The 25,201-nt window shown below is 70.8% G+C and carries 25 protein-coding genes and 1 pseudogene; 15 read left to right on the top strand and 11 right to left on the bottom strand.

The genetic code is table 11. The annotated features are described in order from the left end of the window. Positions 1-52: 52 nt before the first annotated feature. The 5 genes from ACH01S_RS20670 to ACH01S_RS20650 are packed head-to-tail and all read right to left on the bottom strand — an operon-like array spanning position 53 to position 5,188. Positions 53-1,231: an acyl-CoA dehydrogenase family protein gene (locus ACH01S_RS20670; RefSeq protein ID WP_067893673.1), complete on the bottom strand. Its 1,179-nt coding sequence runs from the start codon at positions 1,229-1,231 to the stop codon at positions 53-55. A 30-nt stretch (positions 1,232-1,261) separates the two neighbouring features. Beyond that, on the bottom strand, positions 1,262-2,047 hold the full coding sequence (locus tag ACH01S_RS20665) for an SDR family NAD(P)-dependent oxidoreductase (RefSeq protein WP_246236410.1): 786 nt from the start codon (positions 2,045-2,047) through the stop codon (positions 1,262-1,264). Beyond that, a complete protein-coding gene (locus ACH01S_RS20660) occupies positions 2,025-2,774 on the bottom strand; it encodes an enoyl-CoA hydratase/isomerase family protein (RefSeq protein ID WP_067893667.1) in 750 nt (249 codons plus the stop codon). Before ACH01S_RS20660 ends, ACH01S_RS20665 begins: the two co-directional genes overlap by 23 nt. Further along, positions 2,761-3,534: an enoyl-CoA hydratase/isomerase family protein gene (locus ACH01S_RS20655; protein ID WP_067893666.1), complete on the bottom strand. Its 774-nt coding sequence runs from the start codon at positions 3,532-3,534 to the stop codon at positions 2,761-2,763. Before ACH01S_RS20655 ends, ACH01S_RS20660 begins: the two co-directional genes overlap by 14 nt. Beyond that, on the bottom strand, positions 3,524-5,188 hold the full coding sequence (locus ACH01S_RS20650; protein WP_246236541.1) for an AMP-binding protein: 1,665 nt from the start codon (positions 5,186-5,188) through the stop codon (positions 3,524-3,526). Before ACH01S_RS20650 ends, ACH01S_RS20655 begins: the two co-directional genes overlap by 11 nt. A 130-nt stretch (positions 5,189-5,318) precedes the next feature. On the opposite strand from ACH01S_RS20650, the gene ACH01S_RS20645 reads away from it, so the two are divergent. The 9 genes from ACH01S_RS20645 (at position 5,319) to fabG (ending at position 12,677) form a co-directional block, all read left to right on the top strand. Beyond that, a complete protein-coding gene (locus ACH01S_RS20645) occupies positions 5,319-6,101 on the top strand; it encodes an IclR family transcriptional regulator (RefSeq protein WP_083980915.1) in 783 nt (260 codons plus the stop codon). A gap of 103 nt (positions 6,102-6,204) precedes the next feature. Further along, positions 6,205-7,227, top strand: coding sequence for an alpha/beta hydrolase (locus ACH01S_RS20640; protein ID WP_067893664.1), 1,023 nt, complete (start codon positions 6,205-6,207; stop codon positions 7,225-7,227). Beyond that, positions 7,220-8,044, top strand: a complete 825-nt coding sequence (locus tag ACH01S_RS20635) for an ABC transporter ATP-binding protein (RefSeq protein ID WP_246236411.1) — start codon at positions 7,220-7,222, stop codon at positions 8,042-8,044. The genes ACH01S_RS20640 and ACH01S_RS20635 overlap by 8 nt, the downstream gene beginning before the upstream one ends. After that, positions 8,041-8,904 (top strand): ABC transporter permease, encoded by an 864-nt coding sequence (locus ACH01S_RS20630; RefSeq protein ID WP_218010330.1) that lies wholly within the window; start codon positions 8,041-8,043, stop codon positions 8,902-8,904. Before ACH01S_RS20635 ends, ACH01S_RS20630 begins: the two co-directional genes overlap by 4 nt. Positions 8,905-8,965: 61 nt before the next feature. Next, positions 8,966-10,003 carry an ABC transporter substrate-binding protein gene (locus ACH01S_RS20625; RefSeq protein ID WP_067893660.1) on the top strand — a complete coding sequence of 346 codons (1,038 nt, stop codon included), beginning with the start codon at positions 8,966-8,968 and terminating at the stop codon, positions 10,001-10,003. After that, complete coding sequence (locus ACH01S_RS20620) at positions 9,988-10,440, top strand: RidA family protein (protein WP_067893657.1); 453 nt, start codon at positions 9,988-9,990, stop codon at positions 10,438-10,440. The genes ACH01S_RS20625 and ACH01S_RS20620 overlap by 16 nt, the downstream gene beginning before the upstream one ends. Position 10,441: 1 nt before the next feature. Next, positions 10,442-11,257, top strand: coding sequence for a PhzF family phenazine biosynthesis protein (locus ACH01S_RS20615; protein ID WP_067893656.1), 816 nt, complete (start codon positions 10,442-10,444; stop codon positions 11,255-11,257). Continuing rightward, on the top strand, positions 11,254-11,943 hold the full coding sequence (locus ACH01S_RS20610; RefSeq protein ID WP_067893654.1) for an alpha/beta fold hydrolase: 690 nt from the start codon (positions 11,254-11,256) through the stop codon (positions 11,941-11,943). The genes ACH01S_RS20615 and ACH01S_RS20610 overlap by 4 nt, the downstream gene beginning before the upstream one ends. Then, on the top strand, positions 11,940-12,677 hold the full coding sequence (fabG, locus tag ACH01S_RS20605) for a 3-oxoacyl-ACP reductase FabG (protein ID WP_067893652.1): 738 nt from the start codon (positions 11,940-11,942) through the stop codon (positions 12,675-12,677). The genes ACH01S_RS20610 and fabG overlap by 4 nt, the downstream gene beginning before the upstream one ends. A gap of 62 nt (positions 12,678-12,739) precedes the next feature. Here fabG and ACH01S_RS20600 read toward each other — a convergent pair whose 3' ends face one another. Both ACH01S_RS20600 and ACH01S_RS20595 read right to left on the bottom strand, forming a co-directional pair. After that, positions 12,740-13,504, bottom strand: coding sequence for a DUF2705 family protein (locus ACH01S_RS20600; RefSeq protein ID WP_067893650.1), 765 nt, complete (start codon positions 13,502-13,504; stop codon positions 12,740-12,742). Positions 13,505-13,581: 77 nt separating this feature from the next. Further along, a pseudogene (locus ACH01S_RS20595) lies at positions 13,582-14,217 on the bottom strand (ATP-binding cassette domain-containing protein); the annotation flags it as partial. A 164-nt stretch (positions 14,218-14,381) separates the two neighbouring features. Here ACH01S_RS20595 and ACH01S_RS20590 point away from each other — a divergent pair. Together ACH01S_RS20590 and ACH01S_RS20585 are read left to right on the top strand one after the other, a co-directional pair. Continuing rightward, positions 14,382-15,569, top strand: coding sequence for a sensor histidine kinase (locus ACH01S_RS20590; RefSeq protein WP_148344068.1), 1,188 nt, complete (start codon positions 14,382-14,384; stop codon positions 15,567-15,569). Beyond that, positions 15,566-16,195, top strand: coding sequence for a response regulator (locus tag ACH01S_RS20585; RefSeq protein WP_067893643.1), 630 nt, complete (start codon positions 15,566-15,568; stop codon positions 16,193-16,195). Before ACH01S_RS20590 ends, ACH01S_RS20585 begins: the two co-directional genes overlap by 4 nt. Before the next feature lie 73 nt (positions 16,196-16,268). On the opposite strand, the gene ACH01S_RS20580 is transcribed toward ACH01S_RS20585, so the two are convergent. Beyond that, complete coding sequence (locus ACH01S_RS20580; RefSeq protein WP_067893642.1) at positions 16,269-17,342, bottom strand: serine hydrolase domain-containing protein; 1,074 nt, start codon at positions 17,340-17,342, stop codon at positions 16,269-16,271. Between the two features lie 193 nt (positions 17,343-17,535). Between ACH01S_RS20580 and ACH01S_RS20575 the strand changes: the two genes are divergently transcribed. Genes ACH01S_RS20575 through ACH01S_RS20565 form a run of 3 tightly spaced genes read left to right on the top strand, consistent with a single transcriptional unit; the run spans position 17,536 to position 19,003 of the window. After that, positions 17,536-17,859, top strand: a complete 324-nt coding sequence (locus tag ACH01S_RS20575; RefSeq protein WP_246236412.1) for a PadR family transcriptional regulator — start codon at positions 17,536-17,538, stop codon at positions 17,857-17,859. Further along, positions 17,856-18,704, top strand: a complete 849-nt coding sequence (locus tag ACH01S_RS20570; RefSeq protein ID WP_067893640.1) for a hypothetical protein — start codon at positions 17,856-17,858, stop codon at positions 18,702-18,704. Before ACH01S_RS20575 ends, ACH01S_RS20570 begins: the two co-directional genes overlap by 4 nt. Beyond that, positions 18,701-19,003 (top strand): hypothetical protein, encoded by a 303-nt coding sequence (locus ACH01S_RS20565; protein WP_067893638.1) that lies wholly within the window; start codon positions 18,701-18,703, stop codon positions 19,001-19,003. Before ACH01S_RS20570 ends, ACH01S_RS20565 begins: the two co-directional genes overlap by 4 nt. 116 nt (positions 19,004-19,119) lie before the next feature. Here ACH01S_RS20565 and ACH01S_RS20560 read toward each other — a convergent pair whose 3' ends face one another. Then, positions 19,120-21,576, bottom strand: a complete 2,457-nt coding sequence (locus ACH01S_RS20560) for a tetratricopeptide repeat protein (protein ID WP_067893636.1) — start codon at positions 21,574-21,576, stop codon at positions 19,120-19,122. Between the two features lie 276 nt (positions 21,577-21,852). On the opposite strand from ACH01S_RS20560, the gene ACH01S_RS46095 reads away from it, so the two are divergent. Continuing rightward, positions 21,853-21,987, top strand: a complete 135-nt coding sequence (locus ACH01S_RS46095) for a hypothetical protein (RefSeq protein ID WP_255220295.1) — start codon at positions 21,853-21,855, stop codon at positions 21,985-21,987. 173 nt (positions 21,988-22,160) lie between these two features. On the opposite strand, the gene ACH01S_RS20555 is transcribed toward ACH01S_RS46095, so the two are convergent. Both ACH01S_RS20555 and ACH01S_RS20550 read right to left on the bottom strand, forming a co-directional pair. Further along, the gene (locus tag ACH01S_RS20555; RefSeq protein WP_067893635.1) at positions 22,161-23,543 is read right to left on the bottom strand and encodes an NAD(P)/FAD-dependent oxidoreductase; all 1,383 of its coding nucleotides are present in this window, start codon (positions 23,541-23,543) and stop codon (positions 22,161-22,163) included. 268 nt (positions 23,544-23,811) lie between these two features. Beyond that, entirely contained in the window at positions 23,812-25,158 is a 1,347-nt protein-coding gene (locus ACH01S_RS20550) for an MFS transporter (RefSeq protein WP_083980914.1), read from the bottom strand. Between the last annotated feature and the right edge of the window lie 43 nt (positions 25,159-25,201).

Below are 25,201 nucleotides of genomic sequence, written 5' to 3'. Positions count from 1 at the left end.
TCGTCGGTGAACGGCGCGGACGCACGGTAGGTCCTCGGGCGGCTTTCGGTGGTCATCGGTCGTACTCCTTGACGTTGTGGGCCGGTTTTCCGGCCCGGATCAGCTCGCGGGCGATGATGGTCAACTGGACCTCTGACGCCCCTTCATAAATCCGCGGGGCACGGACCTCCCGGTAAAGGCGCTCAAGGAGGTGGCCGCGTTCCAGGGCGCGGGCGCCGTGGAGCTGCACCGCTTTGTCGACGACCCATTGCGCCTGCTCGGTGGCGAACCACTTGGACATCGCCGCCGTGAGCGTGACCGGCGAACGCCCCCTGCCCGCGTCGTACGCCTCGGCGGCGTCGTGGACGGTGAGACGGGCGGCGTGCACCCGCGTCGCCATCTCGGCCAAGAGGTGCGCCGCGCCCTGCTGGTCGGCGAGGACGCCGCCGAACATCCGCCGCGTTCTGGACCAGTCGACGGCGGCGTCCAGGGCCGCCTGGGCCATGCCGACCGCGAAGGCGCCGACCGAGGGCCTGAAGAGGTCCAGCGTCCGCATCGCCACCCGGAACCCCTGCCCGACGCCGCCCAGCACGTCGTCCGCGGAGACGCGCACGCCCTCGAACCGCAGCGTTCCGAGCGCGTGCGGCGACAGCATGCGCAGCGGTTCCCCGCTCAGCCCGGCCTCGTCCCCCGCGACCAGGAACGCCGTGACTCCGCGAGCGCCGGCGTCCGGGGCCGTCCTGGCGAAGACCACGTAGACGTCGGCTTCGGGCGCGTTGCTGATCCACTTCTTCTCCCCGTCCAGGCGCCATCCGCCCGGCACCGGGGTGGCGGCGAGTTCGAGGGCCGCGGCGTCCGACCCGGCTCCCGGCTCGGTGAGCGCGAACGCCGGCGCCACGCGGCCGCTCACGACACCCGGGATCCAGCGCTCGCGTTGGACGGCCGAGCCCGATTGGAGGATCGGGTAGCCGCCGAGCCCCTGGAGCGCGAGCGCGGTCTCGGCATGGGTGTCGACCGTGGCGAGGGCCTCGCGCAGCAGGCACAGCTGGAGCGCCGCCGCGTCCCGCGGTTCGCCGCCGGGATTTCCGAACAAGTCCCGCAGGAGCCCCAGCTCGCCCAGCCTGGCGAGCAGCCGCCGGTCGATGGAGGGGTCGTCGGCGCCGTCCCCGGGCCGCAGCTCGGTGCGGGCGACGGTGACGACCTCGTCGAGATAGCGCCGGCGGTCGGTGTCCGACCTCGATTCGAGAGGCATGTGTCGTTCCTCGCTCGTCGTGGCGGCCGCTCAGCCGACCATGGTGAGGCCGCCGCTGACGCTCAGCACCTGTCCGGTCACATAGCCCGAGCCGGGACCGGCGAAGAACGCCACCGCGTTGGCGATGTCGCCGGGCTGGGCCGGCCTCCGCATCGGAATGGCCCGGATGAGCGCGCCCTGGATCTTCTCCGGCTGAGCGCGGAACAGGTCGGTGTCGGTCGGGCCGGGGCATACGCAGTTGACGGTGATCTGATGACGCGCCATCTCGCGTGCCAGCGACTTGGTGAAGGCGATCACCCCGCCCTTCGCGGCCGCGTACACGGTTTCGCCGAGGCTGCCCACCCGGCCGGCGTCGCTCGAGATGTTCACGACCCGGCCCGGCAGCCCCTCGGCGACGAGCGGCTCAAGGAACGCCTGGCATAGGTAGATGGGCCCCATCAGGTTCAGCCGGTTCACCTTGTCCATGAACTCGGGCTCGTTCTCCAGGAAGGGCCTTCCGATGTTCCACCCGGCGCAGTTCACGATGATGTCGGTCAGCCCCATGTCGGCGGCCACCCGGCGTTGGAGCGCTCGCACGCTGTCCTCGGCGGCCACGTCGACCTCGAAGGCGGCGGCCGTCCCTCCGCTGGCGCGGAGCTCCGCCGCCACCTGCTGTGCGGCCTCGACGTTGACGTCGGCGATCGCGACGGCCGCACCGTTGCCCGCCAGCGTCGCCGCGATGGCGCGACCGATCCCGGCGCCGGCGCCGGTGACGACCGCCAGACGCCCGTCCAGCTCCTTCTTCATCTGTTCTCTACTTTCTTCTCGTGAAGGCACGCAGACGCGCGATCGTGCCGTCCGTCCTGTGCAGCAGCGCCTGACTCGCGCGTTCCTGGGCGAGACCGTCCGCGACCGTCGTCGCTCCGACGCACTTCTTGATCTCGCGTTGCGCGTCGCCCGAGGCCCGGCGGAGCGCGCCGACCACCTGGGCGACGCGCGCGTCGATGTGCCGCCGGTCTTCGACCCACTGGACGAGGCCCATGCTCAGCGCCGCGTCCGCGTCGACGAGCTCGGCGAGCATCATCAGCCGCAGGGCGTGGCCCTCGCCGACGAGCCGCGTCAGCCGCTGGGTGCCTCCACCGGCCGGGACGAGCCCGATCCCGGCCTCCGGCAGGCCCAGCAGGGCCCCGCGCGCGGCGATTCTGAGGTCGCAGGCGAGCGCCAGCTCAAGGCCCCCGCCCGTAGCGGCTCCCTCCAGCACGGCGATCGTCGGGCAGGGGATCTTCGCGAACCGCTCGAACGCGGACTGGATCTCGGTCGAGAACCGGTCCAGCGCGGGCGCCGGATCCGGCCGTCGAAGCACCTCGACCATTTCGCGGACGTCCCCGCCGGCCGAGAAGAGCCGGCCGCGGGCCCGGACGACGACGGCCCGGGTCTCGGGCGAGCCGATGATCCGGTCGACCGCTGCCCCGAGTTCCGCGACGCCGTCGCGCGTCCAGGCATTGGCGGGCGGACGGTCGAGGGTGAGTTCGACGACGTCCCCGCGGGACTCAGTCTCGATCATGGTCGGGCCCTCCCGGCCGGTCGGCCGACGGCTCCGGGTACCGGCGCCGCCCGTACGACCAGAGCTGCCGGACGCGTTCCACGTCGGCGGCCGCACGGGGCGGCAGGTCCCGGGTCAGGCGCAGTGCCGCGGTGGTGTGGCGCGCGAGTTCGGGGTCGCGTCCGGCGCGTTCGGCGAGCCTCTTCGCCTCGGTGAGCACGGCCGCGTCGTCCGCCATGAGGACGGCGCCGCTCGCCGACGCGAAGTCGGCGCCGCTCATGTCGACGTTGAACAGCCCGACGGCGGCGGCGCGGTATGCCCCGATCGACGCCGAGAGCGAGTTGAGGTGCCCGCCTCCGGGATGCAGGCCGTGGGCCGCGAAACCCGATCTGAGAAGCGCGTCGGGCGTCACCACGCACAGGTCGGCGGCCAAGGCCAGGTTCAGACCGGCGCCGATCGCGACGCCGGAGAGCGCGCAGATGGTCGGAACCGGTGCGGAGCGGAGGGTCTCGAAGACCTCGTAGACGTGCGTGATCGCATCGAAGGACCGCGGCTGGAGCGGCTCCTCCAGCACGCTGCCGAGCCAGCCGGTGTCCATCCCGCTGCAGAAGCCGCGCGGTCCGCCATGCAGGACGAGCGCGCCGACGTCCGGCCTCGCCCCGACGTCGCGCAAGGTCTCCGAGAGCGCCGCCACGAGTTCCGGCGACAGGGCGTTGCGCGTGGCCGGCTCGTTCAGGGTCACCACGGCGACGCCGCCGGCGACCGCGGTCTCAACGCTCATCGGCGCGCTCCCCGATGTCGCCGCGGATCCGCGCGCGCACCTCGGCCTTGGCGACCTTGCCCGACGCGGTGGTGGGGAAGGCGCCGTCCCACAGGACCAGCGACTCCGGCCAGTACGGCTTGGCCATCCCGAGAGCGCGCAGATGGTCGCGCGCGACGTCGAGCGAGGTCGGCGGGTGACCGGGGGCGGGCACGATCACCGCGCATGCGCGCTCACCGAGGCGGTCGTCGGGGACGCCGACCACGACGACGTCCGAGACTCCGGGAATCGAGCGGAGAGCGGACTCGACCTCCAGCACCGGGATGTTCTCGCCCCCGCGGATGATCAGATCCTTGCGCCGGCCGAGGAGCTTGATCGATCCGTCTCGGTTCATCCGGGCGATGTCCCCCGTGGCGAACCAGCCGTCCCGGTCGATCAGGGACGGGTACAGCTCGACCCCCGGGAAGTAGCCGACACACTGGGACGCGCTGCGAACGAGGAGGTGCCCGGACCGTCCCTGCCGCACCGGGCTCCCGTCGTCGTCGACGACCTTGACCTCGGCCCAGGCGACCGGGCGACCGTCCGTCAGCTCCGCCCCGCGCGCCCCCGGCGGAGTGATCGTGCATACGCCGTTCTCGGTCATCCCCCACGAAACGACCACGTCCGCACCGAGCAGCCGGGTCACGCGCTCCGCGACGGAGGCCGGGACGGCGGAGCCGCCGTTCTTGAAGTAGCGCAGCGTCGACGGCCGCAGCGCACGGGCTTCGGCGGCGGCGCACGCGTCGACCATCATCGCCGTCGCCCCGGCGGTGTAGGTGACGTGCTCGGAGGTGACGATGTCGAGGAACACGCCTGGATCCCAGGTGTCCTGGTACACCACCGACATCCCCTCGGCGAGGGGCATCCAGCAGCCGTTGAGGAAGCCGACCTGGTGGGCCATCGGCGTCATGGTCAGGACGACGTCGTCGCCGGTCAGGCCGAGGGTGGAGGAGACCGCCCGGTATCCGGTCCGGATGCCGTTGTAGGTGTGGACGACGCCCTTGGGCTGACCGGTCGTGCCAGAAGTGAACTGGATCTCGGCGACGTCCCCGCCCTGGACCGGTCCGGTCGGCGACGCGGGCGGCTGGGTGAGAAGCGAGGAGAAGGAGGTCGCCGGAGCCTCCGAGTCCACGTAGTAGGCACCGCGCAAGTAAGGGAGGTCCGGGCGGATGGCTTCCAGTGATTCCTCGAAGTCGTGCCCTCGCCACCGCGATGGAGCGATGTAGACGGTCGAGCGAAGGCTGCTCAGCACCATGGCGAGTTCCCGCGTGCGGAAGAACGGGAGGATGGGGTTGGCGATGGCGCCCATGCGCGCGCACGCGACCGCGACGACGGGGAACTGCCACCAGTTGGGGAGCTGGAAGGAGACGACGTCGCCCGATCGCACTCCCCGAGAGGCCAGGCCACCGGCCAGGCGGGCGCTGAGGTCGGCGATGTCGCCGAAGCTCAGGCGGACGCTTGGGGCGGCTCCGCTCCCCCACTGGGTGACGGCGATCTTGTCCGGCCGCTGGGCGGCGTTGGCGAGGAAGTCGTCAAGGACGGTGGAGGACGTCCACCACCCGGCCCGCAGATACCTGTCCGCGAGCGGATGCGGCTGCCCGTTCAGGTGAGACGCGATTTCGTCCCCCAGGGACACATGCAAGGCGAATCCCATTCTGTGTGATCAGGTTCTCAGAGGGTCCGGCTACCCTGATGGAAGTCGAGGCTCTTGATTCTCAGACCTTGAGAGTAGCTTCGCGCAGAATGAGAACACAAGGGAAGGGTCCATGGTGTCGGATACGTCACGCCGGAAGCCGACCAAGGCGGCCGGGGCCGAGAGCGCGCGCAAAGTCCTCGCGATCCTGCTGGAGTTCTCGGCGGAGCGGCCGCGCCTCACGATCCAGGAGATCGCGGCCGGGGTCGGGATGCCCGTGAGCAGCACATACCGGTACGTCTCACTGTTGCGCCAGATGGACCTGCTGGAGGAGGCTGGCTCCAACGCTTACCAGGTCACGCCCCTGATCGGGCCGGTCGCCCGGGCGGCCCAGGCCGTGAACGATCTTGGAGAGTTGAGCCGTGAGACGATGAGGTCGCTAGCCGACGAGCTGGGAGAGTCCGTACTCCTCACCAGGCGGATCGGCGACTCGGCGGTGGTCGTGGCCGCCGCCGAGTCCAGGCATGTCGTGCGCATGGCGCTGGAGCCGGGCATCCCGCGCCCCCTGCACCGCGGCGCGTCCGGAAAGGTGCTGCTGGCTCACGCCGGCGAGGGCGAGTCGGCCGCCTACCTGGACGCCCAGTGCGCCTCCGATCCGGCGCTGGCCACGCGGCGCCCGGCCCTGGAGTCCGAGCTGGCGGCCATCCGCGCCCAAGGATGGGCGGAGTCGATCGGCGAACTCGACCCGGGCGTCTGGGCGGTCGCCTCCCCCGTCAGGTACAGCACGGGAGCCGCGGCGCTCGCGGTCGCGGGCCCCGCCTACCGCATCGACGGCGAGAAGAGGAACGAGATCCACCAGCGCGTGGTCCAGACGGCCCGCGACCTCTCGGAGCGGATGCTGCAGCTGGCGTACTAGCCGATCTCGCTAGTCGATCTCGCCGAACCCTTGACAACGATCGGAGCCCCCTCTTACCGTCCACTGATATCGAATCCTCAAGTAGTGATAATGAGTGGGGACCATGTCGCAGATCTTCACGGGCGCACCGGCGGTACCCGTCGCGTCGGGCCTGCCGGACGACGGCCCGGAGCTGGCGGAGCTCGTCGCGCGGACCGACGAGTTCAACACCGGCCTGCGGGAGCGCATCTACCAGTTTCCGCTGGTCCCGTCGTTGACTCCGGCTCAGGTGCGCGCCGAGCGGGCCGCCGGCCGCACCGGATGGCCGCAGAGCGGCCGGCTCGACGTCGCCGAAGATGTGCTGGTCCCCGGGCGGCGCGGTCCGATCAAGGTTCGCGTTCTCGTTCCGCCGCGTGTGGAGGGCGTCTACCTCCACATCCCGGGTGGAGGGTTCGTGCTCGGTTCCGCGGACCGGAAGGACAAGGCCCATTGGGAGCTCGCGGTCGCGGCGAACGTGGCCGTCGTGAGCGTCGACTACGCCAAGGCGCCCGAGTCCGCCTACCCGGCGGCCCCCGACGACTGCGAGGACGTCGCCCGCTGGCTCATCGCCGAGTCGGCGGACAGATTCGGGACCGACCGGCTCGTCATCGGGGGCGAGTCGGCGGGCGGGAACCTCTCCGCCGTGACGCTGCTGAGGCTGCGCGAGCAAGGGCTGGCGGGGCGTTTCCGCGGCGCGAACCTCGTCTACGGGGTCTTCGATTGCGCGATGACACCCTCGCAGCGGCTTTGGGGAGAACTCGACCTGCTGCTTTCCACGCCGATGCTCGAATGGTTCTATGGCCACTACCTTCCGGGCGGCGTGGACCGGCGCTCGCCCGACGTCTCACCGATCTGGGCGGACCTGACGGGTATGCCCCCCGCGCGGATCTCGGTGGGAACGCTCGACCCGCTGCTCGACGACTCGCTGTTCATGGCGGCCCGATGGGCGGCCGCCGGAAACCCGGTCGCCCTACACGTGTATCCCCACGGCACTCATGGTTTCACGGCTTTCGCCGATCGACTGGAAATGGCGCGTGTCGCGAACGCCGCGGGCGCGGAATTCGTTTGCTGGGCCCTGGAGGACGAGAATGCAGCAGCCGGTGAATGAGTCCGCGGCCGCGGCGCCGGGCGACCGGTTCCTGGATCCGGCCGTGAAGATCCAGATCGACCACGTGTCGAAGGCGTTTCCCCTCCGCTCCGGCGAGGTCGTGGCCCTCGACGACATCAACCTCACCATCCGGCGGGGCGAGTTCCTGGCCATCGTCGGCCCGTCGGGGTGCGGGAAGACCAGCCTCCTGCGAATCCTGGGCGGTCTTGAGAAACACGACCAGGGCGAGATCCGCGTCCGCCGGTATGACCGGTCGAGGCCGGAGAACACGATCGTCTTCCAGCAGGAGAGCATCTTTCCCTGGATGACGATCCGGCAGAACGTCGGCTACGGGCTGAAGATCCGCAAGGCGTCGAAGGACGTCGTGCGCGCGCAGACCGACAAGTACCTGGAAATGACCGGGCTCCAGCAGTTCGCCGCGGCCTACCCGCACCAGCTCAGCGGTGGGATGAAGCAGCGGGTCGCCGTCGCCCGCGCGTTCGCGAACGACCCCGAAGTCCTGCTGATGGACGAGCCGTTCGCGGCTCTGGACGAGCAGACCAAGGCGATGCTGCAGCAGGAACTGCTCAGAATCTGGGACACCACGAAGAAGACCGTCCTGTTCATCACGCACAGCGTCGACGAGGCGGTCGTGCTCGCCGACCGCATCATCGTGATGAGCGCACGCCCCGGCCGGATCAAGAAGGACATTCCCGTACCGTTCGCGCGACCTCGCGACGTGCTCGGCCTGCGCTACCTCCCCGAGTACGGCGAACTCGTCGGCGAGATCTGGGACTCGTTGAAGGACGAGCTGCCGAACGAACAGCGAGGTCGATGATGACGACGAAGCACGCCCTGACGAGATCCAACGGCGTCGATCCCGGCGATGACATCACCGTCAAGATCGGCTCCCGAGATCGCCGGCAGCCGCGGCTGGGCCGGGGGAGCCGGGATCGCCTGCTCGCCGCGGGCTCCGTCGCCGGGACGCTCGTCCTGTGGGAGATCGCCGCGAGAGCCGGCGCCATCGACCCCGACTTCTTCCCGCCGCCGAGCGGCATCGCGCGCAGCTTCTGGTCCGTCGCCGCCGATGGCGCGCTCCTGGAGAACCTGCTCATCACGATGCGCCGATTGGCGATCGGCTTCACGATGGGCGTGATCCCCGCCCTCGCGCTCGGCCTCACCATGGGCTTCGTGCGGCCGCTCCGTATAGCGGTCACGCCCCTGGTGTCCGCCGTCTATCCGATTCCGAAGAGCGCGATCATGCCGCTGATGCTCCTCATCTTCGGGTTCGGCGAGCCCTCGAAATGGGTTCTCGTGGCACTCGGCGCGTTCTTCCCGGTGCTGATAAACGCCGCCGGCGGCGTGCTCCAGATCTCCAAGGTCTACCAGGACGTGGCGGCCAATTCCGGGGCGACGCGGCGCCAGTACTTCCGCACGATCGCCTTTCCGGGCGCGCTGCCGAGCGTGATGACCGGCCTGCAACTCGCCCTCGGCCAGGCGCTCATCCTGCTCACGCTCGCGGAGATCGTGGGCGCGCAGAGCGGGATCGGCTACATGATCTGGAATTCGTGGCAGGTCTTCAATGTCGAACTGATGTACGTCGGGCTCGCGACGATCGCGATCGTCGGCGGAATACTGGCCGCTCTTCTCCGGATCGCCGAGAGAAGACTGATCGCCTGGAACCCTCACACGCGGTAGGGGGCTCGAACCCGGGACCGCGCCGAGCGGCCGCCCCGGCGAGCCGAAGAAAGGTAACACCATGAGACACAAGCCCTTTGTTTGTGCTGCCCTGGCGCTGGGATTCGCCCTCGGCGCCGCGGCGTGCGGCTCGGGGGAATCCACGGTCGGGACGGTCAAGAGCAAGGTCAAGATCGGCTGGATCGGGCAGATGTCCGACGCCGGATTGATCATGGCACGGGCGTCCGGCTACTTCAAGGGCCAGGGGCTCGACGTTCAGTTCGTCCAGTTCAAGTCAGGCGCCGACATGGTGGCGCCCCTCGCCACGGGAGAACTCGACTTCGGCGCGGGCGCGTACAGCGCCGGCTTCGCCAATGCGGTGAACAGGGGCCGCCCCATGGTCATGATCGCCGACAAGAACTCGTCCCAGCCGAAGCACTCGACAGAGATCATCGAGGTGCGCAAGGACCTCGCCGGGAAGATCAAGAATGTGGCCGGCTTCGCGGGGCACAGGATCGGGTTCGCATCGTCCGAGGGCACCTCGGCATGGGTTTACCAATCGCAACTCCTTGAGCGCAACGGGCTGGCGCTCAAGGATCTGAAGATCACCTACTACTCCCCCAGCGACCTTTACCTCGCGCTGAAGCAGGGGGCCGTCGACGTGGGGCTGATGAGCGAGCCGACGGCGACACAGGCCGAGAAGGACGGCGTCGCGGTCCCCCTGATGACCGGCGACGACTACGCGCCGCTCGCCCAGATCGCGGTGCTGTTCACCAGCTCGAAGCTGGCGTCGTCCAGCAAGCCGACCGTCCAGAAGTTCGTCAACGCCTACGCGTGCGGGGTCCGGCAGTACACCGCCGCCATGGACGGCGGGACCGGCAAGGAAGGCGTGACCAAGACCATCGCGGACGCGACGGGCATTCCCGCCGACATCGTGGCGGCCGCGCGCCCCGCCGGATTCTCGAAGGACCTGACGGTCAACGCGCGAAGCATCGCGTTCATCAGTGACCAACTGGCCGCGAAGGGCCTGATCAAGAAGGCGCCGGAGGTCTCGAAACTGATCGACAATGGTTTCGTCCAGAAGGCGACGGGTGAAAAGCTCGCATGTCCGACCGCATAGGCTCCGCCGGCGGGGCCGCGTATTACATTCGCCGCCCCGCCGGTCTTCCGGAACCCGGCGCCTACTCCCACTTGAGCGTGACGGCGGGAAAGAACGCGATCGTGCATCTCGCCGGCCAGGTGGGAGTGACGGAGTCAGGTGAGATCTCCGGCGACGGGTCGATTCGCGCCCAGACGGCACGCGCGTACCGCAACCTGGAACTCGCCCTCGCCGGCGTCGGCGCCGGCCCCGGAGACATTCTCAGGTCCACCACCTACCTCGTCTCCCGGGAAAGCCTCGCTCCGTTCCTCGCGGCGAGAAAGGAGGTGTACGAGCGGATGTTCCCCGACGGCCGTTTCCCGCCCAACACCTTGATCATCGTCGCGGGCCTGGCGAACGAGAACCTTCATGTGGAGATCGAGGCGACCGCGGCGATCGAGGAAGGGAGGAGCGGCTGAGATGACGACCCATCACGGTTGGCTGGGACGGGTCTTCGGCTCGGGCGATGCCGGCGGGAACCATACGGCGATCGTCGGCCAAGGATTCGACATGGCGCGGGCTCCCGCGCTCGCGAAACGCCTCGGTGTCCCCGACACCGGGTTCCTGACAGAACTGTCCGATCGTCGCGTCACGCTCAGGACCTTCTCCCCGTACGAAGAACTGGAGCAGTGTTTTCAGACATCGCTTGCGGTTCTTTCGGCGCTGAACGTGCCCGAAGGCGAGACGTGGGAGGTGAGTCACGCCGAAGGGGATCGGCTCGAAGTCGTCCGCGAGCCGGAAATGACGTGGGCCGTGCCTTCCCTGGCGGGTCGTCCGCGGTTGGAACCGGTGCCGGTACCGGCGAACATCAAGGGGAAGGGCCGGGCGGCCGTGTTGCGGCAGGCGCGCAGCCGGCTCCATGTCCGGCTGGAGGATCTGGCTCACGTCAACGCGGTCGATTTGACGCCAGGCCAGGTGCTGGACCTGTGCGCCGAGCATCAGGCCGCGGGAGTCGTCATCTCAGGTCCGGTCGAGGACCGGTCGATTCGCGTGCGGGTGTTCACATCGTCGCTCGGCGGCGCCGAGGACTCGGCGACCGGCGGAGCCGTGATCGGCGTGGGCATCCTCGAATCGGTGGACGGGGTGCGCGGCGACGTCGTCGCGACCCAGGGACCGGAAGACGCCGCACGGCAGGGGCGCCTCGGGCTGAGGATCTCCGGCCCCTACGAAGTCGGGTTGGGCGGCGCGAGCCGAACGATCATGGAGGGCGAGTTCCGGGTCGGAGGCGCGCGGTGAACGCCGAAGTGATCTACCTTCCCGGCGCGGGCTCCGCCGGGCTCGCGTTCGAGCCGCTCCAACGGCTCGTCCCTGGACGCGTCATTCCGATTCCGGACCATGACACGGTTCAGGCCATGGCATCCGCGATCGCCTGTGAAATGGAGGACAGGGGCGGGCCGCGCATCCTGGTCGGCGCCAGCCTCGGTGCGATGGTCGCCCTCGAACTCTACGGTCGGGTGCGGATCGACGGCTGGGTGCTCATCGCCGCGGGCACGGGAATCCGAGTGGACGGCTCGCTCTTCCGGATGCTGGAGGCGACCCCCGAGTCCGCCGCCGGCAAGCTGGCACGCGCCGGTCTGGTGGACGCCGAGCATGACCGTGACCTGCTCGAAATTCGGGTCTGCGACTTCGAGGCCCGCGGGGTCGCGACCATGGCCAATCACTTTCGGGCACTGGCGGCCTATGAACCGGCTCCGATCGAGAACCCGCCGCCCACGTTCGTCATCTGGGGCACCAGGGACCGGGCGGTCTCGTTCGAGTCCCACCTGGAATTGTCGACCGCGCTCGCCGGCGCCCTGATTCCGATCGACGGTGCCGGCCACGCTCCCTTCCTCGAACGGCCGCCGGAGGTCGCCCGTTGGATCGACGACCTCGCCGCCATCGTGTCGGCCCGTGAATTGACCGGCAAAGGAGCAGACGCGTGAATCTTCTCGAAGGGCGGGTCGCCGCCGTCACCGGCGGCGCCCAGGGGATCGGACTCGCCATCGCGCAAACTTTCGCCTCGCATGGGGCGCGGGTCGTGATCGGCGACTTGGACGACGTCAAGGCGAAGGCGGCTGCCCAGGAGATCGGCACCGGATGCGCAAGGGGCACCGGGTGTGATGTCGTATCCGTCGACGACGTGAGGGCACTCGCCGACCTCGCGCGCGACACGTTCGGGGGCTTGGACATCTGGGTCAACAACGCCGGGATCACCCGGGACGCGATCATGTGGAAGATGACGGAGACCCAGTTCGACGAAGTGATCGACGTTCATCTGAAGGGCACCTGGAACGGGATCCGTGCCGCCGCGGAGGTCATGCGCCCGCGGAAGCGCGGATCGATCATCAACATGTCCTCGATATCGGGCAAGATCGGGCTGCCCGGCCAGACCAACTATTCCGCGGCCAAGGCGGGCGTCATCGGCCTGACGAAATCAGCGGCGAAGGAACTGGCCCGGCACAGTGTGCGCGTGAACGCCATTCAGCCCGGCCTGATTCGCTCGGCCATGACCCGGGCATTGGCCCCCGAGGTGTGGGAGAGCAAGGTGAAAGAGGTTCCTCTCGGACGGGCCGGCGAACCCGATGAGGTAGCGGGCGTCGCCCTCTTCTACGCGTCCGACCTGTCTTCATACATGACCGGAACGACGGCGGAAGTGACAGGCGGACGCGCGATGTGACCCGGTTGCGGCTGTTCGGAGACCAGTAAAAAACGCGGAGCTGACCTTTTGGCATGGCGTCCTCATCTGCGGCCGTTCTTGAATCTCCAGTAGGCGGCCGTCAGGAAGACGACGGCGTAGCCGGTCAGGGTCGCGGCGGCCAGGCCGGTGGACGGGACGCGTGCGGCGGGCGGGCCGGTGACCGGGCGGATCGTGGTCAGCGCCTCTGCCGCGTTGACCAGGAGCAGCTTGCTCGGCAGCGTCGAGACCCCCTCGACCGCGCGGGCGATCGGCCAGGCCAGGAACACCAGGCCGAACATGACGGCCATCGCCCCGGCGGTGTGCCGGATCAGCGTGCCGACCGCGAATCCGACCAGGGTCACCACGGTCATGTAGAGCGCCGCGCACACGACGGCCCGCAGCACACCGGGATCGCCGAGCGAGACCGACGCGTGGTGCCCGGACAGGACGGCCTGGCCGAGGAGGAACGCGGTGAACGCGCTGGCCGTGCAGATCGTCAGCGTGAAGGCCGCGAGGACGACGATCTTCGCGGCGTACAGGGTGCGCCGTCGCGGCACGGCGAGGAAGGTGGTGTCGATCAGCCCGGTCCCGTATTCGGAGCTGATCGCCAGCACCCCGAGCGCCGCGAACGCAAGTTCGGCGAACTGGAATCCGGCGAACGACTCGCTGACCGGGTCGAGCGAGGCCGGGTCGACGGCCGTCCAGTCGATGGAGGAGACGTCCAGGAGCCCGACGCCGAGGCCCAGCAGAACCGCGATGCCGGGGACGAGGACGGTCGAGCGGACCGTCCGGAGCTTGGCCCATTCGGCCCGGATCGCGGCCTTCACCGGTCACCCGCCCGGTATTGCACGGACCGGTCGGTGAGGCGCAGGTAGGCGTCTTCGAGCGAGCCCTCGCCCAGCGCGGCCAGCGGCGCGTCGGCCAGCAGCCGGCCGCGGCCGATCACCACCAGGTGGTCGGCGGTCAGCGCCATCTCGCTGATCAGGTGGCTGGAGACCAGGACGGTCCGGCCCCGCGCGGCCAGGCCGCGCAGCAGGTCGCGGGTCCAGCGGACGCCCTCGGGGTCCAGGCCGTTGACCGGTTCGTCCAGGATGAGGGTCGGCGGGTCGGCCAGCAGCGCCGAGGCCAGGCCCAGCCGCTGCCGCATGCCGAGGGAGAAGCCGCCGACGCGGCGGCCCGCGACCCCGGTCAGCCCGGTGAGCTCCAGGACCTCGGCGACCCGTGACCGCTCCAGCCCGGCCGCGGCCGACAGCCAGCCCAGATGGGCCCGCGCGGTCCGTCCCGGATGGACGGCGCCCGCGTCCAGCAGGGCGCCCACCTCGCGGAGGGGACGGGCGAGCGCACGGTAGGGGCGGCCGTTGACCAGCGCGGCGCCGGCGTCCGGCCGTTCGAGGCCGAGCAGCAGCCGCATCGTCGTGGTCTTGCCCGCGCCATTGGGACCCAGGAAGCCGGTGACCCTCCCGGGGTGGATCGTGACCGACAGCCGGTCGACCGCCGTGGTCCGCCCGTAGGTCTTGGTGACCTCGCGTAGTTCGAGCACTCGTACCTCCTTGGTAGGTACGTCCACGGTGTCGGCCCTTGGGCGCCGAGCGCGTCCGCCGCCGGAGCGGTCTGGGCGCTCTGCCCCCGGGCCCGGGTCTCTGCCTGTAGGCATAGGTCTCCGGAGGGATGTGGACGCCGCGATAGCCCTCTTACGCTGGGGCGATGAACGATCGTCCGGCACTCGCGGAAGGGCAGGACCGGCCAGGGGCGCCCGGAACCGCGCGTCCGGTGGAGCGGCTGAAGGCCACGGTCACGGCCGTCCTGGCACCGCACGTGCGAGACCGGGTGGCGGCGGTCGCATTCGCAGTGCCCGCTGCGCTGATGATGGGCAACCACGCGGACCGGGGCATGGCCGCGGCGCTCGGACTCGCGGCCGGCGTCGTGCTGTTCTCGCTGCCGATCGCCTTGGGCCGGCGCCGGCCGCTGCTCGCGCTCGGCCTGCTGCTGACCGGGCTGTGCCTGGTCCGCGTCGTCGACCCGCCCTCGACGGTCGCCGGGCTGGCGGCGCTCGGCTACGTCCTGTGGCCCCTGGCGTCGGGGCCGTACGCTTACGCCGCCCTCGCCCTGGCGCTGGCCTGCGCCTGGACGACGGCGCTGCCCGACTTCCGGCACCGGGGCGGCGCGGTCGCCTTCACCCTGCTCTACCTGCTGATCTGGACGGCCGGGCATGCGCTGGGCATCCAGCGCCGCCAGGCCCGGGCCCGCGCGGAGCAGGCGGCGACCGACGAACGGCTCCGGATCGCCCGCGAGATGCACGACCTGCTCGCGCACGGCATGAGCGTGATCACCGTCCAGGCCGGGTACGGCGCCCTGATCGCCCTCGACCAGCCGGACAAGGCCCAGGCCGCGCTGACCACGATCCAAACGACCGGACGGCACACGCTCAACGAACTGCGCGCCCTCCTCCACCTCCTCCGCCCCGCCACGACCGACCCCACCGGCGTCGGCGCTGATCCTGGCCTGGGCCCCGCGCCGTGCCTGGGCGACCTTCAGCGACTGGTCGACCAGACGGCCCGGGCAGGGGTCCAGGTCGCGCTCGAACTGGACGGCCCGCTCGACGGCCTGCCCGCGCCCTTGGACCTGTCGGCCTACCGGATCGCGCAGGAAGCCCTCACCAACGTGATCAAACACGCCGCCGTCGAGCGGGCCCACCTCCTGGTCCGGCGGACGTCGGACACGCTCACCGTCCAGGTCACCGACCACGGCGGCGGGGCGCCGCGCGGCTACCGCCCCGGACACGGCCTGCTGGGCATGCGGGAACGCGCACTCGTCCACGGCGGCGCACTCGACGCCGCCCCGCTCCCCGAAGGCGGCTTCCGCGTCAGGGCCGTCCTCCCGCTCCCCTCATGATCAGGGTCCTCGTCGCCGACGACCAGGCCCTGGTGCGGGCGGGCCTGGCCGGGATCATCGACACCGCGCCCGACCTCCAGGCCATCGGCGAGGCCGCCGACGGGGCCCAGGCCGTCGCACTGGCGCGTGAGCTGCGCCCCGACGTGGTGCTCATGGACATCCGGATGCCGGTCATGGACGGCGTGGAGGCCGCCCGGCGGATCACCGGCTCCCGCGTCCTGGTCCTGACCACCTTCGACCTGGACCAGTACGTCTACGCGGCCCTGCGCGCCGGAGCCAGCGGCTTCCTGCTCAAGGACACCCCGCCGCGTGAACTACTCGACGCGGTGAGGATCGTCGACCGCGGCGACGCGCTGCTGTCCCCGTCCATCACCCGACGCCTGATCACCACGTTCAGCACCCGTCCCTTCCCACCCGATCCGGGCTCCCTCCCCCACCTCACCGCGCGGGAACGCGAGGTCCTCCTCCTGGTGGCCGACGGCCTGTCGAACGCCGAGATCGCCGCCCAGCTCGGAATCGCCCCCGGTACCGCCCGCGCCCACGTCGCCGCCCTGCTCGGCAAGCTCAAGGCCCGCGACCGTATCCAGCTGGTCATCCTCGCCCACCGCGCGGGCCTGGCCACCTGACCGGCGCCGCACTCGCCGACCCCGCGTCCTGCCGGAGGTGCTTGTCGATCCGCTCAGCGGTCGGGTCGGGCTCTCACGGGCACAACGCGGTGTTGAGCGCGGCGCCCAACGTGGTGATGAGTCCCTGGACGGCTTGCGGCCCGTTGAGGGTCGCCGAGGCGGCGAACCAGCGGCGCCCGTCCTTGGAGGCGGCGGTCAGGGTGAAGTATCCGGGGACGCCGCCCGCGTGGCCGTAGAAGGTGCCGCACTTCAGCGGGATGTTCTCCACTCCGGCGCCGTAGCTGCCGCCGGGTGTCGGGGTGCGCATCTCGTCCAACTGCGCCGGGGCCAGGAGCCGGGGCAGGCCGCGCTGGAAGGTCGCCAGATCGCGGGTGTCGGAGACGATCCGCCCGGCCGCGTCCATGATCGAAGGGTTCAGGGCGGTGACGTCGACGTACCGGCCCGTCCCGCCGTCCAGGACGTAGCCCCGGTTGTGCCTTCCCTTCAGGAAGGTCTCGGTGCCCGGCACGTAGGTGTGGGTCAGGTTCAGGGGGCGCAGGACGCGTTGCCTGACCGCCGTCGCGTAGCGCGTCCCCGTGACCTTCTCGATGATCATGCCGAGCAGCACGTAGTTGGTCTGCGCGTAGTGGAACGTGCCGAGCGGCTCGCGTGGCCGCCCCTTGATCGCCGAGAGGAGCGCGCGCGGCGTCCAGGTGCGGAACGGGTCCTTCAGCGCCCCGCTGTCATCGAACGCCGACTCGTCGGGATACTCCGGCAGCCCCGAGGTGTGCCGCAGCAGATGCCGCACGGTGATCCCCGACGCCCCGTCCGGGACGGCGCCCGGCAACAGCCGTTCCACATCGTCGTCCAGCGAGAGTCGGCCTTCTCCGACCAGCTGGAGGATCACCGTGGCCGTGAAGGTCTTGGTGACGCTGCCGATCCGGAACACACCCTGCACGGCTGGGGCGTGCCCACCAGCCCTGCGGACCCCGTAACGGAACTCGTAAGACCTGCCGTCCACGCCCCACCGGGCGATGACCGAGGGCGCCTTCGCCTCGGTCACCACCTTGGTGAGCGCGTCCTTTGCCGTTGGCGTCTGCGCCACGGCCGTCGCGGGCATGGCGGCGACCATCACGACGGCCAGCGCGGTGGCTCTCATCACTGTCATGCGGGCCAGCCTCTCCAATGACCACCCCCGCCCGGCATCGGGGAAGACCCCCAGATCCCCCGTAGACCGCCAGGAGGACGCGAATTGCCCATCCGGCCGATTGCGCTGGTCGCCGTTGATCGATCGGCTGCCTTCCGACCTAGTTAGAGTTCGACTATGGACAGCCGGGCGTGACCCTAGTTAGAGTTCAAGTGTGGCTTTCAGGATGACGTTGCAGACCCAGATGGTCTTGCAGGCGCTGCTGCGCGACCCCACCCGCGAGCTCTATGGCCGGGAACTCTCGCAAGAGACCGGGCTGATGCCCGGCACCACCCACCCGATCCTGCTGCGACTGGAGACCGAGGGCTGGGTCACCTCCCGCAAAGAGGACATCGACCCGCACATAGAGAAGCGGCCCGCCCGCCGCTACTACCGGCTCACCGCCGGCGGCGCCGCGCAGGCCAGCGCCGCCCTGGCCGGTGCCCGCCGCCCCCGCGCCCTGCGCGGTCTGGCCGAGGGCGGTGCGAACTTCCAATGACCGCCTACGACCGCCTCGGGGTGCGCGGGTCCTTGAAGCTCGCCACGCACAGCTTCGGCGCCCTGGTCTTAGCCTGTCTCGTCGTCACCCTGACCAGTCTCGTCGCCGGCTACATCGGCTACGCCACCGGCCACGCCGAGACCGTGACGCGTCTGATCGAGCACGTCATCGCCAGCGGCCCGGAAACCTCTGAGGGCGCGACGTACTTCAGTTGCGGATTCGCAATCCAGAGCACCACCGCGGGCGGCGCGATCACCGGCCTGGTGTTGATCGTCGGGCTCTCGTCCGGCCGCCTCCGCGCGAAGCTGACCGCGATCTTCGACCGTGCCCACCGCACGCTCACCGTCCTCGCGATCATAGGAAGCGCCTGCACCGCTCTCTTCACTTTCCTGGTGATCACGGGGGCGGCCGAAACCGACCCATCGGACCCGCTCATCCGCGATCTCTCCCTGCTGGCCACCGCCGCGGGTGGCATCGCCGGGGTGCTCGCCCTCGCCGCGGGCGTCCTGACCGCGACCGTGTTGACCGTTGGTGTCCTGGTCCGGGTTCCGGCCGCTCTCCTCGGTGCGGCTTTCACACCCAAGAGACGGGCACCGGCCGACGTCATCGACGGCAGCGTCGTTCCCTGGTCGATCCGAGCGGCCGCGGCGCTCATGCCCCCCGAACACGCACGACGGTGGCGCGACGACGTCGCCGAGTCCCTGTTCGACTACGAGCCCGATGAGCACCCCACCCTACTGCGCGACTTCCTCCTGCACGCCCCGGCCGCCGTCGTCTGGGCCTGGACAGCCACCCTGCAACGCCATGTCTCCAGGGCCGGTCACACCCGAGGACGCCGAGAATGACCACTCCCACCAAGTCCGCCGCCGGCGTCCCGTCCAGCCGTGGAGCCTCCTTCGGCCTGGCCGCCACGATCCTGGCCGTACCGACAGGCGTCGCGCTCATCTACCCGGACCTTGCCGCCATCCTCGCCAGCGCCGAACTCACGCTCCTGCTCGTCATCCTGCTCGCCGCCGTCTTCGCCCCGGACACCATCAGCGAACGCGCCTTCCGCCTGCTTCGCTGGATGACCGGCCGCCCCGAGCCGACCCACACCACCAACCCCGACCAGACCTCACACACCCGCCGTCGATCCGCTGCATGACCGGCACAGATCGAACCCGACCGCTAGACGGGACTGGTCAACCGTCGCCACCAGGTCCCCATCGGCGACGCCCATGGCGCGCAACAGGATCTCGATCGCTTGAGAGCGCAGCGGTCCTAGTCTGACGGCCCGGTCTCGATTTCGCCGCTGGCGGTGAGGCCGAACCGCGCCAATCGGCTGGCCTCGTCAGGATTGTGGGCCTTCAAAGAATCGGCGAGATGCTCGGCGAACGGGCCGCCGTTGTCGGCGAGGGTGCGCAGGATGCCGAGGGCTTGCTCGGTCCGGCCTCGTTCAGCGAGCAGGCCGCCCAGCCGCATGGTCGCATATGGGTCGCCGTTCTCGGCACGGGTGCGTAGTTCCTCTGTCCGGTCTTCCTCGGCGAGCAGGCGAGCCAGTCGCAGGGCCGCGAGGTGGTCGCCGTCGTCGGCGCGGCTGCGCAGTTCATCGGTCTGGCCTTGCTCGGCGAGCAGGTTGGCCAGCTTCATGGCCGCGAACATATTGAGTTCGTCCGCGAGGGTGCGCAGGATGCCGAGGGCTTGTTCGGTCTGGCCTTCCCTGGCGAGCAGATCGGCCAGTTCCGTGGCCGCGTATTGGTCGCCCTTGTCGGCGCGGCTGCGCAGTTCGTCGACTTGGCCATGCTCGGCGAGCAGGTCGGCCAGCCGCATGGTCGCGTGCAGGCCCCCGTTGTCGGCGAGGGTGCGCAGTTCATCGATCTGGCCTTGCTCGACGAGCAGGTTGACCAACCGCGCGGCCGCGTGTGAGTCACCGTTGTCGGCGCGAGTACGCAGCACGCTGAGGGTCTGCTCGGCCCCGCCCTGCTCGGCGAGGAGGTTGATCAGCCGCGTGGCGGCGTATGGGTCGCCGTTGTCGGCACGGGCGCGTAGTTCCTCGACCCGGCGTTGCCTGGCGAGCAGGTCGGCCAGCCGAGTGGCCGCGTCCACGTCGCCGTTGTCGGCGAAGGGGCGCAGGACGCTGAGGGCCTGCTCGATCTGGCCTTGCCCAGTGAGCAGGTCGGCCAGCCGTGTGGCCGCGTAAAGGTCGCCGTTGTCGGCGCGGGTGCGCAACTCCTCCGCCTTGCCTTGCCTGACCAGCAGGCGGGCCAGCCGCATGGCGGCGTATGTGTCGCCATTGTCGGCACCGTGGCCGAGCAGGGGGATGGCGTGGCGGTAGCGAAGCCGGTCGGCGGCACCGCGGCCCAGACGACTGTGGTCGCCGGGGTCGGACAGGTGGGTCAGGCCGGCAGTCCAGAAGGTGGCGGGCGGGCTGTGCGGACGGCGTTGGGGAAGCGCGTGCTGCAGCAGGTAGTCGGCGAGCCGGTAGCCAGACGTGGTGCCCATGGTCATGCCGTCGCTGACGGGGCTGAGCGCGGCCGTGGCGCCGTGCAGGCGCTGGGTGGCGTAGTCCAAGGACTGCTCGAACCAGTTGGCCGGGGCCCTGGCCTGTTGGGCGGGAGTGCAGTAGCCGGGGGCGGCGTCCCGTAGCAGCCCTGCCGGCAGCGGGGAGCGCACGCCCAGCCGGACGGCGTCGACGGCGGCGGTCAGGATCGCGCCCGCGTAGGGATCGGCGTTGTTCCAGCACTCCACCAACTGGGGCGCGGCCGCGATGGTCTGAGTGAACCCGTACTCCTGGTCTCGCAGTGCCGCGCGCAGACGCGTATCTCCGCCGCCCGCGGCGGCGGGGTCGGCCAGGGCGCGGGCACGCTGGTCCTCGGCCGCGGTCGGACGGGCCGGAAGATGCAGGACCTGCGCCAAACGGATCACCTGGCGTTCCGCCCGGTACCGGTCAGCGTCCCCGCCGACGCCGAAGGCCGAGGCCGGTGAAGCGCGATACAGGTCGTGGTAGGACGGCCACAAGGTGCCCACCAGCACGCAGCCGCCCGAGATCAGCTTGTCGGCGGTCCCGGCGGTCAAACCACCGTCACCCATGTGGTCTTGCAGCTCGTCCAGCCACACCACCAGCCGCGGCGGCGGTTCGGCCGCCAGCTCGGCCAGGTGTCCGGGATCGCGCGGGCGCAGCAGCCACCAGTCGCCCAGAAGGGCGCGTACCGCCTCCAGCAGGCAACGGGTCTTGCCGGTCGAGGACCCGCCCACCACCACCACGAACCCGCCGCGTGCGGCGGCGGCCGCCATCCGGTCGCGTATCCCGCTGACCGGTTCACAGTCCAGATCACGCTCGACATAGGCGGGCAAGGTCCCAGGATCCGCACCGGGCACCTGGATCGGCTCGTGCACACCCAACATCCGCCAGTGCGCGTCCCTGACCCGCACCGCGCCGGGCGGCCCACCACCGGCTCCCGCACCGGCGCGGTCGCGGGCCCGCTCCCACGCCTCCCGCCGGTCACGGGGCACCCCGCACACCGCCAGATAGGTCAGCAGCGTCCCGGGGCGGCACAGCTTGCCAGGGTCGAACAGATCCCCCAGGGTGCTCGCGGGCAGCCGTGCCTGCGGCTCACCCGGCGCGCGCGGTAGTGCGCGTGCGGCCTTGTCCAACTCGGCATAAGAACGCGTGCCCCGTAACCGGTTCAAGGCCCGCGCCAGATCCCCAGTGGTGTGCACCTCTTCAGGGTCGGGCATCGCCGATCCCGGCTGCCCTGCCGTCACCACGTCGCGCCGCCTCCCCGTCCGCCTCACTGGCCCGGGAGCCGTTTCCCGGACTCCGCCGGACCCCTGCCCTGGCGCGGGAGCCGGTCCGGGTGAAGCCGCTGTCCAGCCTGCCCTGCCGACGGCGGCGCAGGAGAGAATCCTCCGGGTTGGTCCGGTATCCAGTCCGGAGGCGGCCACGACGGTGACGATGGAGTTCACCGCGGGCCCGGCCGGCCACCCGCTCTCCACAGACCACGGGGAGCACCCATGCGCACCTTCCTGCACCGACACCGCATCGCCCTGACCGGCATCCTGCGCGACGCCCTGCCCGGCGCGGTCACCGCCGGAGCCACCGCCGCCGCCACCACCTGGCTACTCAACTTGCTCGCACACCACCTTTGAACCCGGATCCCACCGAGGGCGAGGCGGCCGCCCGGGTCGCCACCTACCTGACGGCCCTGATCCGCCCCCTCGGAGGACCGGTCAGGGCACGTCCGCCCTCCCCGGCTCGTCAATGCCGAGATAGCCGATGTCGGTGGGTCCGGCGAGCCCCGCTCCCGTCGAAGGACACAGTGTCAGGTGGTTGGGGGTGGGGGGCTCGCTGGGGTGGACGAGGTTGTTGGGGTGCGCCAGCGGCGCATGACCCGGGTGATGGACGACGGTCTGAACAGCGCCGTGGGCGGGACGTTCATGCCGAAGACCTGGAAGATCGTCCGGCAGGTGGCCGGGTCGACGTTGCCCGCCGCCACGACGTGGTCCATGTACTGGTGCAGCAGCTTGACCTTCGCTCCCGGCGGGCGGCCTTGCGTCCAGGGGAAGCGGAGGTCCTCCCCGGTGGCCAGGCCCCACGCGTTGGCCGACTGCGCGGCGGCCACCCGTTGCAGGCGCGCGGAGTCGCGGCGGATCCGGGCGGGGTCCATCCCGTCGATCTCGTCGGCGACGGCTCTGGCGGTCATGGCCGCGACCGTCATGCCCTGGCCGTAGACGGGGTTGAACCGGCACAAGGCGTCGCCCAGCACCATGAAGCCGTGCGGCCAGCGGTCCAGGGACTCGTAATGGCGCCATTCGTTGGCGGTGTTGCGGAACGCCTGAGCGTCCGACAGGGGCTCGGCCTCCCGGAGAACGTCGTACAGGACGGGGCTGCGCAGGCTGCGGGCGTAGGCGAGGTACCGGTCGTCCCTGGTGGGCGGGATGCTCTCCTCGCCGCAGCCCAGGAGCGTGGCCATCCAGCGTCCCCCTTCGACGGGCACCAGCACCCCGCCGCGAGGGGTGTTCGGGCTGGTCTGGATGTAGATCGCCTTCCAGTCCTGCCCGATGGAGTCCGGCAGCTTGTAGTAGCGGCTGGAGTAGCCGAATCCGGCGTCATAGCGTTCCACCGCGGGCGAGGGGTACCCGAGTTCGGTCAACCACCGGGTGGCGTCGGACCGGCGTCCGCTGGCGTCGGCGACCAGTCCCGCGCTGAGGACCCGAGGCTCGGCGGAGCCCTCGCCGCGCACACGGACGCCGTTCACGCCGTCCCCGTCCGGAGTGGCCACCAGCCCCGTGACCTGGCTTCCCTCCAGGAACTCGATGCGGTCGTCGGCCACCGCCATGCGCCGCAGCGTCCAGTCGACCAGGGCCCGGCTACAGGTCATGTCGGCGGTGCCCGAAACCCGGGGGAACCAGCCGACAGGGCTCAGCCACAGGAAGTCCCTGGGGACGATCAACTGGTGGGCGCCCTGGTCGGTGAGTTCCCGGGTCAGGCCGGGGAGGAGGTGTTCGGCGCAGTCCACACCGTGTTTCCAGAACGCGTGGATCTGTGGGGACTGCGGAATCCCCGGCCGGAAAGCCGGCTCCCGCGGCAGGGTGTCGCGCTCGACGATGGTGACGCGGGCGAACCGGCGGGCCAGCGCCCGAGCGGCGAGGACCCCGCTGACACCGGCGCCGATGACGATCGCGTGATCGTCGACATCTCCCATGGCCAGCCTCCCTTTCGGCGCCGACCCGGTCGCCGGGCCTGCCACCCGCTCGGCGGATGCGTCGTCTCCCCTTCTCCACGACGCTCGGCACGTAATCGACCACAGTGAGTGGTCTACATCGCCAGGATGGAGCCTGCCCGGGGACGGGTCAACGGAGATCGAGTGAGCCTGGTATCACCCTTTGTTCACAGGGTTACGGCGGTGGCCTTTGCGAGCGCCGTCCACAGGGGGTGAGCAGGTCGGTGGTTCGTGCGGTGGTGGGGCGGGTTCATGGGCGGCGGCCTTCGGGCGTGGTTTCTACGAAGCGCGGGAAGCCTGCGCTGAAGGACAGGGCCGTCTGGAGGACGCAGATAGCCATGAGGAGTGCTATCGGGGCGGTCCAGGAGCCGGTTGCGTCGCGGAGGACACCGACGGTGAACGGGCCGAAGGCGGCCAGGAGGTAGCCGACGCTCTGCGCCATCGCCGAGAGGGCGGCCGTGTCCGCCGCGGTGCGGGTCCGCATGCTGAACAGCGCCAGGGTCAGCGGGAACACGCCGCCGCCGATGCCGACGAAGACCGCCCAGAGCCAGGGAAGCGTCTCCGGGCGGAGCAGGAGCCCGGCCAGGCCGGCGATCTGGACGACGGTCATGCCCGCGCCGAGCGCTCCCTGCCGCCGCAGCCGCGCCGCCAGGACCGGCACGGCGAAGTACACCGGTATGCCGACGAGGAGGGCGACGGCGAGGAGCGTGCCCGCCTCGTCCGGTGTGAAGCCGGCGTCGAGGTAGACGGTCGGAAGCCAGGCCATGACGACGAAGGCGAGCACGGACTGCGTCGCGAAGAGCAGGGTGACCGACCAGGCGACCGGGCTGTGCATCATGGCCGTCGCCGGCGCGCGGTGCTCGGCCGGGGCGGCGGTCCGGCGCGTCCGCGGCAGCCAGACCGCCAGGGTGACGGCGGCGAGGACGGCCCAGGCCGCGAGCCCGCCGCGCCAACCGCCGGTGGCGTCGCCGACCGGCACGGTGGCGGCGGCGCCGATCGCGGCCCCGGCGGACATGGCGGCGCTGTAGGCGCCGGTGACCTCCCCGACCCGGGCCGCGAACTCCATCTTGACGATCACCGGGACCAGCACGTTCCCCACCGCGATGCCGGCGCAGGCGACGAAGGTGCCCGCGAGCAGGGTCGCCTCGCCGCCGACGACCCGGACGAGCAGCCCGACCACGAGCAGTCCGAGGGCGAGGCCCAGCCCGGTGTTCGCGCCCGCGCGCCGGATGAGCCAGGGCGTCCCCAGGGCGAAGCCGCCGAAGCACACGACCGGCAGGGCCGCCGCGGTGGAGGCGGCGAACGTGGACATCCCGAGGTCGGCGCGGGCCTGGTCGAGGACGGCGCCGAGGCTCGTCACCGCGACCCGGAGGTTCACGGCGACGAGGACGACGGCGACCAGCGCCCCGAGGCGGCGCCGGAACGCGCCGCCGCGCCCGCGCGCCGCGTCGGCGGGACGCGCCAGCGCCGCGTCGACGGGCCGCGCCGGTACCGCGTCGGCGGGACGCGCGGGCCCGGGTTCGGGGGTCCGGCCGTTCGTGCCGGATCGGTCTGGCGAGTCTCCCTCGGCCTCCAGGGGCGGGTGGTCCGTGGTCACGTCGCGGCCCGTCCGGCGGGGCCGCTCGGCGTCGTCGGGCCCA

Source organism: Actinomadura chibensis NBRC 106107 (assembly GCF_001552135.1).
Classification (GTDB): domain Bacteria; phylum Actinomycetota; class Actinomycetes; order Streptosporangiales; family Streptosporangiaceae; genus Spirillospora; species Spirillospora chibensis.
The sequence above is the reverse complement of the archived record's forward strand: the minus strand, read 5'-3'. Positions and strand labels throughout refer to the sequence as shown.

What these genes read in the sequence shown, in the direction of transcription:
- ACH01S_RS20670 (WP_067893673.1), bottom strand. Translation starts at nt 1,231, where the DNA reads ATGCCTCTCGAATCGAGGTCGGACACCGACCGCCGGCGCTATCTCGAC.
- ACH01S_RS20660 (WP_067893667.1), bottom strand. Translation starts at nt 2,774, where the DNA reads ATGATCGAGACTGAGTCCCGCGGGGACGTCGTCGAACTCACCCTCGAC.
- ACH01S_RS20655 (WP_067893666.1), bottom strand. Translation starts at nt 3,534, where the DNA reads ATGAGCGTTGAGACCGCGGTCGCCGGCGGCGTCGCCGTGGTGACCCTG.
- ACH01S_RS20645 (WP_083980915.1), top strand. Translation starts at nt 5,319, where the DNA reads ATGGTGTCGGATACGTCACGCCGGAAGCCGACCAAGGCGGCCGGGGCC.
- ACH01S_RS20640 (WP_067893664.1), top strand. Translation starts at nt 6,205, where the DNA reads ATGTCGCAGATCTTCACGGGCGCACCGGCGGTACCCGTCGCGTCGGGC.
- ACH01S_RS20630 (WP_218010330.1), top strand. Translation starts at nt 8,041, where the DNA reads ATGATGACGACGAAGCACGCCCTGACGAGATCCAACGGCGTCGATCCC.
- ACH01S_RS20625 (WP_067893660.1), top strand. Translation starts at nt 8,966, where the DNA reads ATGAGACACAAGCCCTTTGTTTGTGCTGCCCTGGCGCTGGGATTCGCC.
- ACH01S_RS20620 (WP_067893657.1), top strand. Translation starts at nt 9,988, where the DNA reads ATGTCCGACCGCATAGGCTCCGCCGGCGGGGCCGCGTATTACATTCGC.
- ACH01S_RS20615 (WP_067893656.1), top strand. Translation starts at nt 10,442, where the DNA reads ATGACGACCCATCACGGTTGGCTGGGACGGGTCTTCGGCTCGGGCGAT.
- ACH01S_RS20590 (WP_148344068.1), top strand. Translation starts at nt 14,382, where the DNA reads ATGAACGATCGTCCGGCACTCGCGGAAGGGCAGGACCGGCCAGGGGCG.
- ACH01S_RS20585 (WP_067893643.1), top strand. Translation starts at nt 15,566, where the DNA reads ATGATCAGGGTCCTCGTCGCCGACGACCAGGCCCTGGTGCGGGCGGGC.
- ACH01S_RS20580 (WP_067893642.1), bottom strand. Translation starts at nt 17,342, where the DNA reads ATGACAGTGATGAGAGCCACCGCGCTGGCCGTCGTGATGGTCGCCGCC.
- ACH01S_RS20570 (WP_067893640.1), top strand. Translation starts at nt 17,856, where the DNA reads ATGACCGCCTACGACCGCCTCGGGGTGCGCGGGTCCTTGAAGCTCGCC.
- ACH01S_RS20565 (WP_067893638.1), top strand. Translation starts at nt 18,701, where the DNA reads ATGACCACTCCCACCAAGTCCGCCGCCGGCGTCCCGTCCAGCCGTGGA.
- ACH01S_RS20560 (WP_067893636.1), bottom strand. Translation starts at nt 21,576, where the DNA reads ATGCCCGACCCTGAAGAGGTGCACACCACTGGGGATCTGGCGCGGGCC.
- ACH01S_RS46095 (WP_255220295.1), top strand. Translation starts at nt 21,853, where the DNA reads ATGCGCACCTTCCTGCACCGACACCGCATCGCCCTGACCGGCATCCTG.
- ACH01S_RS20555 (WP_067893635.1), bottom strand. Translation starts at nt 23,543, where the DNA reads ATGGGAGATGTCGACGATCACGCGATCGTCATCGGCGCCGGTGTCAGC.